9 protein-coding genes, 1 tRNA gene and 1 pseudogene are annotated in these 11,720 nt (G+C 49.6%); 9 read left to right on the plus strand and 2 right to left on the minus strand.

Annotation, left to right across the window (positions count from 1 at the left end):
* Window positions 1–63: 63 nt before the first annotated feature.
* The 9 genes and pseudogenes from ACO6UX_RS00610 to ACO6UX_RS00650 form a co-directional block, all read left to right on the plus strand.
* A pseudogene (locus ACO6UX_RS00610) lies at window positions 64–1,398 on the plus strand (DEAD/DEAH box helicase family protein); the annotation flags it as partial.
* Window positions 1,379–2,824: an N-6 DNA methylase gene (locus ACO6UX_RS00615; protein WP_422443905.1), complete on the plus strand. Its 1,446-nt coding sequence runs from the start codon at window positions 1,379–1,381 to the stop codon at window positions 2,822–2,824. The pseudogene ACO6UX_RS00610 and the gene ACO6UX_RS00615, both read left to right, overlap by 20 nt.
* 1 nt (window position 2,825) lies before the next feature.
* Window positions 2,826–3,401: a virulence RhuM family protein gene (locus ACO6UX_RS00620; protein WP_422443907.1), complete on the plus strand. Its 576-nt coding sequence runs from the start codon at window positions 2,826–2,828 to the stop codon at window positions 3,399–3,401.
* Between the two features lie 168 nt (window positions 3,402–3,569).
* A complete protein-coding gene (locus ACO6UX_RS00625) occupies window positions 3,570–4,058 on the plus strand; it encodes a GIY-YIG nuclease family protein (RefSeq protein ID WP_422443909.1) in 489 nt (162 codons plus the stop codon).
* Window positions 4,051–4,386, plus strand: a complete 336-nt coding sequence (locus ACO6UX_RS00630) for a hypothetical protein (protein WP_422443911.1) — start codon at window positions 4,051–4,053, stop codon at window positions 4,384–4,386. The genes ACO6UX_RS00625 and ACO6UX_RS00630 overlap by 8 nt, the downstream gene beginning before the upstream one ends.
* A 344-nt stretch (window positions 4,387–4,730) precedes the next feature.
* Window positions 4,731–5,711, plus strand: a complete 981-nt coding sequence (locus ACO6UX_RS00635; RefSeq protein WP_422443913.1) for a restriction endonuclease subunit S — start codon at window positions 4,731–4,733, stop codon at window positions 5,709–5,711.
* A gap of 43 nt (window positions 5,712–5,754) precedes the next feature.
* Window positions 5,755–7,032, plus strand: coding sequence for an AAA family ATPase (locus ACO6UX_RS00640; protein ID WP_422443915.1), 1,278 nt, complete (start codon window positions 5,755–5,757; stop codon window positions 7,030–7,032).
* The gene (locus tag ACO6UX_RS00645) at window positions 7,029–7,571 is read left to right on the plus strand and encodes a hypothetical protein (RefSeq protein WP_422443917.1); all 543 of its coding nucleotides are present in this window, start codon (window positions 7,029–7,031) and stop codon (window positions 7,569–7,571) included. Before ACO6UX_RS00640 ends, ACO6UX_RS00645 begins: the two co-directional genes overlap by 4 nt.
* Window positions 7,561–8,247 carry an RNA ligase family protein gene (locus ACO6UX_RS00650; protein ID WP_422443919.1) on the plus strand — a complete coding sequence of 229 codons (687 nt, stop codon included), beginning with the start codon at window positions 7,561–7,563 and terminating at the stop codon, window positions 8,245–8,247. The genes ACO6UX_RS00645 and ACO6UX_RS00650 overlap by 11 nt, the downstream gene beginning before the upstream one ends.
* Window positions 8,248–8,569: 322 nt before the next feature.
* Here ACO6UX_RS00650 and ACO6UX_RS00655 read toward each other — a convergent pair.
* Together ACO6UX_RS00655 and ACO6UX_RS00660 are read right to left on the minus strand one after the other, a co-directional pair.
* Window positions 8,570–8,645: transfer RNA gene (locus ACO6UX_RS00655), tRNA-Thr, on the minus strand.
* A 186-nt stretch (window positions 8,646–8,831) separates the two neighbouring features.
* Window positions 8,832–11,636 (minus strand): ankyrin repeat domain-containing protein, encoded by a 2,805-nt coding sequence (locus tag ACO6UX_RS00660; RefSeq protein WP_422443921.1) that lies wholly within the window; start codon window positions 11,634–11,636, stop codon window positions 8,832–8,834.
* Between the last annotated feature and the right edge of the window lie 84 nt (window positions 11,637–11,720).

The raw sequence follows: 11,720 nt of genomic DNA on the forward strand, positions 1-11,720 counted from the left end.
TAGACACATAAAAAGTTCAAAGTCCCGGGACCAGAACAAGAGTCTGTAACAGACCACACGATAGATGATATGACCCAGATCCGTCAGGAAGTGAAACTGCGGGATGGCAAGGTAGTGGTGCGTGGTCAGGCGGCTGCCCGCAAAAAAGTGAAGTCGGCGGATATTGTTCTCTACCACAAGCCCGGTTTGCCGCTGGCAGTGGTGGAAGCCAAGGCCAATCAGCATGAAATCGGCAAGGGGATGCAACAGGCGCTGGATTATGCCCGTCTGCTGGATGTACCGTTTGCCTTTGCATCCAATGGTGATGGTTTTATCTTCCATGACAAAACCAATCCGGCAACCCTGGAAACCGAAATCCGGCTGGAAGACTTCCCATCACCGGAACAGCTCTGGCAAAAGCTCTGCCTCTGGAAAGGCTATACCGAACAACAATTGCCCATTATCACCCAGGATTACTACGACGATGGCAGCGGCAAGTCGCCCCGTTACTATCAGCTACAGGCCATCAACAAAACCGTAGAAGCAATCTCAGCAGGCCAGGATCGGGTACTGCTGGTGATGGCAACAGGCACCGGCAAAACCTACACCGCCTTCCAGATTATCTGGCGACTGTGGAAAGCCAAGAGCAAGAAGCGCATTCTGTTCCTGGCGGATCGCAATGTGCTGGTGGACCAGACCCGCATCAACGACTTCCAGCCCTTCGGCACGGCCATGACCAAAATCACCGGCCGCAAGGTAGACCCGGCTTACGAAATCCACCTGGCGCTGTACCAGGCACTCACCGGTCCGGAAGAGCACCAGAAAGCCTACAAAGTGGTCCGTGTCGATCTGGATGTAGATCTGCAAGGCTGGCGCCCCACCAAGGGCCAGACGGACAAACACGGTGAAGTGATCGAAGACCGTATTTACAACCAGAAAGACTTTGACCGCACCCTGGTGATCGACGAACGCACCCAGCTGGTGGCACAGACCATCACCAGCTACCTGAAACGCACCGACCTCATGGCCAAGACCATCGTCTTCTGTAACGACATTGACCATGCCGAACGGATGCGTCGTGCACTCATCAACCTGAACCCGGAACAGGTGGCCAAAAACGACAAATATGTGATGAAGATTACCGGCGATGACGACCTGGGCAAGGCGCAGCTGGACAACTTCATCAACCCCAAAAAGCCCTACCCGGTGATCGCCACCACTTCTGAACTGATGACCACCGGCGTCGATGCCAAAACCTGCAAACTGGTGGTTCTGGATCAGTCCATCCAGTCCATGACCAAGTTCAAACAGATTATTGGCCGTGGCACCCGGATTGATGACCGTTACAACAAGTTGTGGTTCACCATTCTGGATTTCAAAAAGGCGACAGAGCTGTTCCGTGATCAAATCCATCCAGGACATCATGCGCAAAGACGCCGGTGTCGATGGTGATGCCCAGCGTTTAGGCCAGATGTCCTGGCTGCTGTTCCTGAAAATCTTCGATGCCCAGGAAGAAGAGCTGGAGTTTGAGTTGGACGACTACCGCTCACCCATTCCCGAAGAATACCTCTGGCGCAACTGGGCGGCAGACAAACAGGGCATGACCGGTGATGAGCTGCTGGGCTTTATCAACAACGACCTGTTCCCGGACCTGAAAAACCTGATCGCCCCTGTGGATAAAAACCCCCGGGGCTTTGTGGTAAAGGAAGCCTTCAGCGATGCCTTCAACTACATGAAAAACGGTACCCTGCTGCGTCAGGTGATCAACAAGCTGAACGAGGTGGATTTTACCGACTCCAAAGAACGACACCTGTTCGGTGATATCTACGAGCAGATTCTGCGGGACCTGCAAAGCGCCGGTAATGCCGGTGAGTTTTATACGCCCAGAGCCGTCACCCGCTTTATGGTCAATCGCATCAACCCGCAGCTGGGCGAAAGCATTATGGACCCGGCCTGTGGCACCGGCGGCTTTCTCGCCTGCTCGGTGGATCATTTGAAAGACCAGGTGAAAACTGCTGCTGATCATCAAACCCTGCAACAGCAGATCCATGGTGTCGAGAAAAAGCAGCTACCGCACCTGCTCTGCACCACCAATATGCTGCTCCACGGCATCGAGGTGCCGGTGCAGATCAAACACGGCAACACCCTGAACAAGCCGCTTTCCAGTTGGGATGATCAGGTAGATGTGATCGTCACCAATCCACCGTTTGGCGGCACCGAAGAAGATGGCATTGAGAAAAACTTTCCGTCAGAAATGCAAACCCGGGAAACCGCCGACCTGTTCTTGCAGTTGATCATTGAGGTTTTAAAAGACGGTGGCCGTGCGGCAGTGGTACTGCCCGATGGCACCCTGTTTGGCGAGGGCGTCAAAACCAAAATCAAAAAACTGCTGACGGAAGCCTGCAACCTGCACACCATCGTGCGCCTGCCCAACGGCGTGTTTAATCCGTACACCGGCATCAAAACCAATATCCTGTTCTTTACCAAAGGTCAGCCCACGAAGGAGATCTGGTTCTATGAGCACCCTTACCCGACAGGTGTAAAGAACTACAGCAAAACCCGCCCCATGAAGTTTGAAGAGTTCCGGCAGGAGATGGACTGGTGGGGTAATGAGGCGGACGGTTTTGCCACACGGGTAGAAAATGAGCAAGCCTGGAAGGTCAGCATCGACGAGGTGACCGTGCGCAACTTCAACCTGGACATCAAAAACCCCCATGTGGGCGAAACCATCAGCCACGATCCGGACGAACTGCTGGCCAGCTACCAGCAACAGCAGCAGGAAGGGCTGCTTGGACAGTTGCAAACTATCCTTGGCGAAGCGCTGACCAACCGGAGCGGGAGATAACGTGGCCGACACCGACCTTAACATTGCCATTTATGAAGCCAGCCAGGGGAATATTCAGGTACTGCTGGACCAGGAGACCATCTGGCTGTCCCAGCGGCAACTGGCAGAGCTGCTGGAAACCAGTATTGATAACATCAGCCTGCACCTGAAAAACATCTACAAAGAGGGCGAGCTCACTGCCGGGGCAACTACCGAGGATTACTCGACAGTTCAGCAGGAAGGCCAGCGGCAGGTACGCCGGAAGGTCAAACATTACAACCTGGACGCCATTATCTCCGTGGCTTACCGGGTTAACTCCCGCAAAGGCACCCAGTTTCGCCAGTGGGCCACCAGCACCCTGAAAGAGCACCTGACCCGTGGTTACACCATCAACCAGCAGCGGTTCGAGCAGAATGCCCAGGAGCTGGAAGCGGCCCTGAAGCTGGTGCGCAAAGCGGCGGCCTCCCCACAATTGCAGGCGGACACCGGTCGTGGGCTGGTGGAGATTATCAGCCGCTATACCCAGACCTTTCTCTGGCTGTCAGGAACAGAGCCCTTCATTAACTTCCCGATGACACTCGATCTCCGTTCACCCTGAGCGTCCTTCGGCTCCGCTCAGGATGCACGGACGAAGGGTGTTTGGTATGATCCATCAGTCTGGAGCCTCTCCCTTCTACTCTTCCTCAGAACCCAGGGTGAATGTGTTATCCTTGCCAGCCTTTAACCAACTACCGAGGATTCCTCAGAAGTTCAACGGGAACCATTCATGTCTTTCTTTGTATACATCCTGCAATGCGCAGATGGCAGTTATTACACAGGACACACAGACAACCTGGAACAGCGACTGGCCCAGCATCAGTTGCGGTATTTTGCAGACTGTTATACAGCCAATCGCCTACCCGTTGAATTAAAGTATCAACAAGCCTTCCCTTCCCGTGAGGAAGCCCTGGCGGCCGAACAGAAAATCAAGGGCTGGAGCAGGAAAAAGAAAGAGGCCATGATGCGAGGAGATTGGTCACAGGTGTCCCATCTTGCCCGTTCTTATTCAGCGCCTTCCGAACCGCAAAACCCCGTGCATCCTAAACAACCAAACCCCGTGCATCCTAAACAACCAAACCCCGTTCATCCTGAGCAACCAAACCCCGTTCATCCTGAGCCTGTCGAAGGATGTGGACTCCGAACCAACAACGAAGACCGTGCCAATCACCCTTCGACTCCGCTCAGGGTGAACGGAGATTGTACAAACAATGACTGAGCAACTGATCGTAAATCACCTCTCTACGCTGGCGCTGGCGGTGCAGAACAAATCCGCTTCTGGCCGAGGTTCCGGCAAGAAGATTGACCTTTATGGCATTAAGAAACTGCGGGAGCTGATTCTGGAGCTGGCGGTCCGGGGGAAGCTGGTGGCGCAGAATCCGGAGGATGAGCCTGCTTCCAAGCTGTTGGAGCGGATTGAAGCCGAGAAGGTGAGGCTAGTTCAGGAAAGGCAAATAAAGAAACAGAAGCCTTTGCCATTAGTTACTGAAGATGAGAAACCATTTGAACTTCCAGTTGGTTGGGAATGGGGGAAGCTGGGAAATTGATCCAGCAATATTCATTATGGTTACACAGCTTCAGCCAAACATGATTCTGAAGGAGTTAGGCTACTTCGAATAACCGATATTCAAAACGATAGAGTTGATTGGGAAACAGTACCAGCCTGCGAGATTACAACTGAAAACTCTGAAGCATATAAGCTGGAAAGCGACGATATATTGATAGCCCGAACCGGAGGAACAGTAGGAAAATCCTACTTAGTTGAGAACATCAGTGTTCATGCAGTTTTTGCGTCATACCTGATTAGAGTAAAGAGAATCTCTTCTATGTATGCGCCATTTATCAAAACTTATCTCAGCAGAAACGCATCGTCACCAAAGTCGATGAACTGATGACCCTGTGCGACCAGATTGAACAGCAGACCGAAGCCAGCTTGTCCGCCCATACGACACTGGTAGAAAACCTGCTGGCAACCCTCACCAACAGTGCCAATGCCGAAGAACTGAAGCAGAACTGGCAGCGCATCGCCAGCCACTTCACCACCCTGTTCACCACCGAGGCGAGCATCGACCAGCTCAAGCAGACCATCCTGCAACTGGCTGTGATGGGCAAACTGGTACCCCAAGACCCCAACGACGAACTCGCCGCCACACTGCTGGAACGCATCGCCGCCGAAAAAGCCCGGCTGGTCAAAGAGGGTAAAATTAAAAAGCAGAATCCGCTGCCGCCAATTGCGGAGGATGAGAAGCCGTTTGAATTGCCGGTTGGGTGGGAGTGGTGTCGTCTGGAAGAGTTGACTCAGATAATAACCAAGGGCTCGTCACCTAAGTGGCAAGGAGTTTCATACACTGAAAACCCTTCTGATGTACTCTTTGTCACCAGTGAGAACGTCGGTGCTTTTGAGCTTATGCTTGATAAAAAAAAGTATGTTGAGCAAAAATTCAACGAAGTTGAACCTCGCTCCATACTGGCGAATGGTGACTTCCTAATGAATATTGTTGGTGCATCGATAGGAAGAACCGCGATTTATGACATTGATGATCTAGCTAACATAAACCAGGCCGTATGCTTGATTCGTATCTTTAAAAATCTTCTTTGCAGCTCATTCTTCCTTCAATTTTTCAATAGCTCTATCTGCATTGGCTATATGTTTGACAAGCAAGTTGATAATGCCAGAGCCAACTTGAGCATGGGCAACATCGCTAAGTTCTTAATACCTGTTCCACCAACGGCAGAACAACACCGCATCGTCACCAAAGTCAACCAACTAACAACCCTCTGCGACCAAATCAAAACCCACCTGCAACACCAGCAGCAAACCCGCCTGCATCTGGCCGATACGCTGGTGGAGCAGGCCGTCAGTAACCGTTAAAGTACACTTACCAGAAGCGCTCGCCAGTCAACCAAAGGAAGACATGATGCTAACCCGACTAAAACTATCCAACTTTAAGGCCTGGCGGGAGTCCGGTGATGTTCAGCTCAGGCCAGTGACTTTGCTGCTGGGGGAAAACTCCACAGGTAAGTCCAGCCTTTTGCAAAGCCTGTTGCTGATGAAGCAGACGGCCATGTCTCCGGATCATACGGTTCACCTCAATCTGGGAGCTGAAGCGAATGACTATGTGGATATGGGCTCATTTGAGGACCTGCTGACCCGAAACCCGGAGAAGCGTAAGGTCGGTATTGAGCTGGATATGGATGACAGTAAAAGCCTCTGTTTCTTTTCGGTGGAATATGCCCAGGATTACAAAAAAAGTCCGGTCATTGAAAGCATGAAACTGAGTACGGATAACGAGCACTGGTTTCGTGTCGCACGGACTGAACGGAGTGCATTTGGCATCTATCTTCCCGGTGAGACACGCACCACCTTGAAGGCACGCTCCTATGCGCCAGAGCGTGGTATTGCCTTTTCAGCAGATGCGATTGCAGCCATGGGTGAGTCGGGAAAAACGGTTCAGAACCTGAGCCTGCAACTGCGCCGGGAACTTGAAGCAATTTCCTACCTTGGTCCACTGAGAAACAAGCCTAAACGGACCTATATTTGGAATCGCACCCGCCCGGGGATCATTGGTGACGATGGTAGCAATGCGATACCCGCGCTTCTGGCCAGCGCTCAGGCCGGAAGGAGAAACGATGACAATCTTGTTGGCTCCGTATCCCGCTGGCTGAAAAAAATGAAGATCGCTGACAAGCTGGAGGTAAAACAGCTCAGTGCCGGTCATTACAGCGTGCTGATTCACCGGGATGGTGTGGTCGCTAACCTTCGGGATGTAGGGATTGGTATATCTCAGGTGTTACCGGTGCTGGTGCTGGCTTATTTTGCTCCGGCATATTCTACCGTTCTTCTGGAAGAGCCAGAGATTCATCTGCACCCGCAGGCTCAATCTTTGTTGGCGGAGTTATTTCTTGAGGTCAGCAAAAAGCGTCATGTGCAGTTTATTGTGGAAACCCACTCAGAGCACCTGTTCCGACGTATGCAGACATTGGTCGCTAAAAAGAAAGCCTCGCCTGAACAGTGCGCCCTGTATTTTGTCGAACGCCAAAAATCCGATGCTGTTCTGAAAACATTAACCATGGATGATTTTGGCAGGCTTTCCTACTGGCCAAAGAACTTCTTCGGCGATGCGACAGGGGAGGTGCGGGAACAGGCAAAACAAACCATGCTCCGGATGAAAGAGGAACGTAACCAATCATGAGTCGGCATGTTGTTGATACCAATGTTTTGATTGTTGCCAGCGGCGAACACCCTGACTCACCGTTTTCATCAGACAGGCATCCTGTCGAGGATGCGGGTGAGGCAGAAAAGGTTCTGGAGTGGCTGATGGACTTTGAGCTCAGCGGCGGTCGTATGGTGTCGGACTACGACTATGAAATTTTTGGTGAGTATGAAAAAAAGCTCACTGAACAAGATTATGGTCTGATGGTTCGGCGTACGAAGTTCGATAGGAATGAAATCGATTATGTTGCGCTTGAATGGGAAGATGATCCAGCCAATCCCGACAAGGTTGCCGTACTACCCAAACAACTAAAAGATGTTGTCCACGATCTTGCCGATAGAAAAATGATAGCTGCCTGCTTAAAAGCAAATGAGGATGGTATGGCCTGCACCCTCGTGAATGCCTGCGATACAGACTGGTACGACTGGCAAAAGCAACTTGAAGTAGCGGGCGTAGAGGTTGAGCAGATTATAGAAGAATGGTCCCGCAAAAAATGGAAAGAACACCATGACCGATGATTTCTTCCGCTTTCCCCACACGCCACACATTCAATGGTTGGGTTCTGGTGAACCACGGGGCGATAAACTGTTATCAGATTCCGAAGTCTATGAACTGCTGCATGCAAAGCTGACCGTGGAAGAAAAAGTCGATGGTGCCAATGTCGGCTTCTCTGTCGGCCCTGATGGGAAACTCAGGGCTCAGAATCGTGGTGCCTGGATTGAACGGGATATAGGCGGTCAGTTCAAGCACCTTTGGCGATGGGCAGCCCGTTACGAGGCAGATCTGATCAACCTGCTGGGTGAGCACCTGATTCTGTTTGGGGAGTGGTGCTATGCCCGTCATTCCCTGGCTTATGAGTCACTGCCAGACTGGTTTGTCGGGTTTGATATTTATGACTGTAAGGCAGACAGATTCTTCTCGGTTCCTCGCCGCGATGAGCTAGTTGCCCTTCTGGATCTTCAGCCAATCAAACCGCTTGCCGTGGGTACCTTTTCAATGGAGAAGTTAGAGGCACTGCTGAGCAGGCCATCTCACTACGGTGCAATCAACATTGAAGGTATTTATCTGAGGCAGGATCAGGGGGAATGGCTGAAGCAAAGAGCAAAACTGGTCAGAAGCGACTTTACCCAAACGATTGGTGAGCACTGGACCAGAAAAGGCATTATTCCCAATGAGGTTTTCGGCCAGAGATAACGGTAGTCTGTCGCTCGATTCCCTGTGATTTTTTGCCGCCAAAACGGTTCAATCTACACCACTAAAAAAGGGAGGGAGAAATCTACTTAAGGTTTTTTGACGACTGAGCATGCACAAAGGAAAATTTATCCGGCGAGTCTTTGATTACTGAAGACCGTAAGAAGTATTTGTTTATGAGTGACAGAAGGCTGCATTGCAGGTCAGAGCCTGATACCGATTAGTACCGTTACAGCCCAATCGAAAGTGGGGGCAATAGTGGGGGCAAACAGACAGATACAAAAAAGCCCGTAGTGTTTACTAACGCTACGGGCTTTGCTGTGTATGGTGCCGGCACCAAGAGTCGAACTCGGGACCCACTGATTACAAGTCAGTTGCTCTACCAACTGAGCTATACCGGCAAGGAACGAGGTGAATAATATTTATGCCGGGTGTGTTTGTCAACTTCCATGTGTACTCTGATCTTTATTTTGTCGCCAACCCTAAAGCCACTATTTTGCTGTGCGTTCGAAGGAGGAGCCCGGGAGCTGTTAACAGCTGAGAATACCGCCGGTTCATGTCTAATCCATCCTTTCAATGGAATTTTCTCAGGCCAGCAGTTTTTTATAGCGTCCAAACTGGAGCAGCGCTGCCACCACCTTATTGTTAAAAGGCTTATTTACATGCATTTGCTGCAGCCGGAAGTGATGGGTTGTGATTGAGTCCTTATCCAGGCAGCTGTTGATATAATCGGCCAGGGCTTTATCGGAAGGGTCTAGCGCTTCGAGTAACGCTTTTTTTTCAATACTGCCCAGTTTTGCTCCTTTCTGTAACAGGCTCATAATGGTGACTGGTCGCAATTGCAAAGGTGAGGGTTGAGGATCATTCCAGACAAAGCATAAAGGTCCATTTTCAACGTCTTTGGTCTTTATCTTGTCGGTATAAGAGAGTGCCTCTGCGTAGCCGCCTTTCCTGGCAAGGTCTGACAATTTTTTCAGGACTTCAATCTCGGCTCCATTCTTTTCTATCTGCAACTTGCAGGAAAAGGCCATGGCCTTTAAAGCCTCCAGCGGCACTCCCATGTCCTGGGCCACTGGCGTTTGTCCGTAGGGAAGGAGAGAAAGATGAGGTTGGCCATTTTGCAACAGGGTCGTGGTCAGGTTGGCACCTTCACTTAACACCGGGAACCGGGAGCTTTGCACCAGTTTGTTGAAACTCTGCCTTGGCACACTGGGCATAAGACACAGAAGCAATTGGCCCTTGCCTGCCGCCATCAGAGAGGCCCGGTCTTGCTGGTCCCGAAAGTCAATCAGTGTGAAACCTGCGGTTCTCGCGATTTCGCTTAGCACACTCTTGCCATTTTCTGCCCTGTCTTCATCTCTGAAAGCGCTGGTGGTGGTGGTCACCACCACCGGGAGAGCATCCGTTACCTGACCCTGGTTTAGTTTTATAGCACCAAGCCAATTGGTTAATATCGTTTTTTTAAAGTGGCGCAGTGCATTATGATGCAAACCATAAACTACAGCGGTTTGTATTTTCCCTTTAGTGGATAAATCACAAAGCTGGTTAATAGCAGAGACTAATGTCAGTTGATGGCTATCGAGGGATTCGGTCGATATTTCAGTTTCCTTTGATTGCAGATCACCACTGGGGATAATCGAGTTTACCGGTAGATGCAAAGGGTGGATATTACAGTCGGGCATTGAACTATTGTCGTTATTGATATAAGTGAAAATGGACAAAAAAAAGTTGTAAAGCAGTGACCATAGGAGTTGGCCGCTATTATTCTTTGTAACTGATGTATCGGTATCCAGACACATCGCTTCAAATTCAGAGTAAAAACGATAGGGTTTTAAACTAATATGGGACTCTTGCACATAGCCTAATTCTCGGTACATTGCTTCGGCCTGGAAAAAGGAGAGGGTAACGGCAGCATTGATTTTATTCTCACCACGCAGGTTACAGCTGGAAATAATAACTTTGGTGTCGTCTATGTAAATTTCCTGAATGCCCAGTCTAATCTTTATTCCCGGCAGTAAGTAAGCCAGCTTGGATAACGCTATACGCTGTTTCTTGACATATCTTATCTGCTCTTCACTATTAAATCTTTGTCGTGTAATAAAATCACTGTCATCCGGTGGTGACAGTTGTGCATGGATCGTTTTTGCACCCAAAGCAACAAGGGCCTTAATCAGTTCGACAGATGCCGTGGCATCACCCATGGCCCAGAATCGACCTTGTTCTTCATTTTTATTTTTATAGACGGGGCAACGTACATAAACCCCTATTTCCGGCAATGCGCTTATTAAAGCTTTAGCCTGTGACAGATATTCGGTGGACGATGCACTCCCGGACAAGCTGTCATCCATGTGATCAAATAATGGGGGTGGATATTTTCGTGAGGTTTGCTGTTCTATTTTATTGGCAATCTTATTTTTTTCCCGCTGCCAGGTTTGCTGGAATAGTGTTTTATCAAAATTCTTTACCGGGCGAAAAGGTTGCTTCACTTTCTCCCGGGCATCTCTGATCAGTTTTGCACAGACTCCATTCTCTTTACTGCTAAATTCAGCAGCATATTCCATTTTCGTCAGTCGCTTGATAAAGAACGGTTGCTCAAGAAGGTATTGTAAAATGTCATCATAGCCATGTTTTACCGCTAATTGGGTCAGAGAACTTAAGCCTTTTAAATCAGGATCTCTCGGGGTGAAAGAGTCTGGATAGTTATGTACAAGCCATTTGACACAATCCAACTGGCCACACTCAACAGCATAGCGAAGAGCGCAATATGATTGATAAAAAGCACCACCACTATGTAAACAGTGGAGAATAACGGCCACGCACTCTATGTGCCCATTTTTTATCGCAACCCAAATAGGGGAATCAGGCTTGGACAACAAATACTTGCCAATTTCATAATCCAACATGGTCATTAAACCAGCTTTATTTCCGTATTGAGCCGCCAAGTGTACCGGTGTTAGTCCTGATTTGTCAGGATACACCAGTGTATTTTGCAGTATTAAGAAGTTGGGGTAGTTATTCAATAAAAAGTTCAAACAATTGTTTTGTTTTGCTCTGGCTGCAATATGCAGAGGTCGTTCGTCGTTGTCATTGGTTGCCTGCCACAGGTGTTGAGCTCGATCAACCAACAGTCGGCATAGGTGTTCATGGCCGTGTAACACGGCCAGATGCAGGACGGAGTTACCCTCTGCATCTTCAATGGCCAGGGAAAAGGGGTTATTGGTAATGCACTCTGTTACTTTGTCTGTATCCCCCTGTTTTATCAGGTTTATCAGGTCCAGGGATGAATTATAAAGATGGTTGTGTTGATCCCATGAAGCCTCCTTTGAAAGTAATGGCAGGCCTGGTATATCCATCACCATTTGATGTGTCGTCAGTTGATCAGATGATTCCAAAAATGCTTCTTTATCACAGGATTTGGCAGAGTGGTGACTAAGAATAGGGTGAACCTGGTTTAGTTTTACCATTCTTTTGGTGTG

Source organism: Endozoicomonas sp. ALB091 (genome assembly GCF_049310265.1).
Taxonomy (GTDB): Bacteria; Pseudomonadota; Gammaproteobacteria; order Pseudomonadales; family Endozoicomonadaceae; genus Endozoicomonas.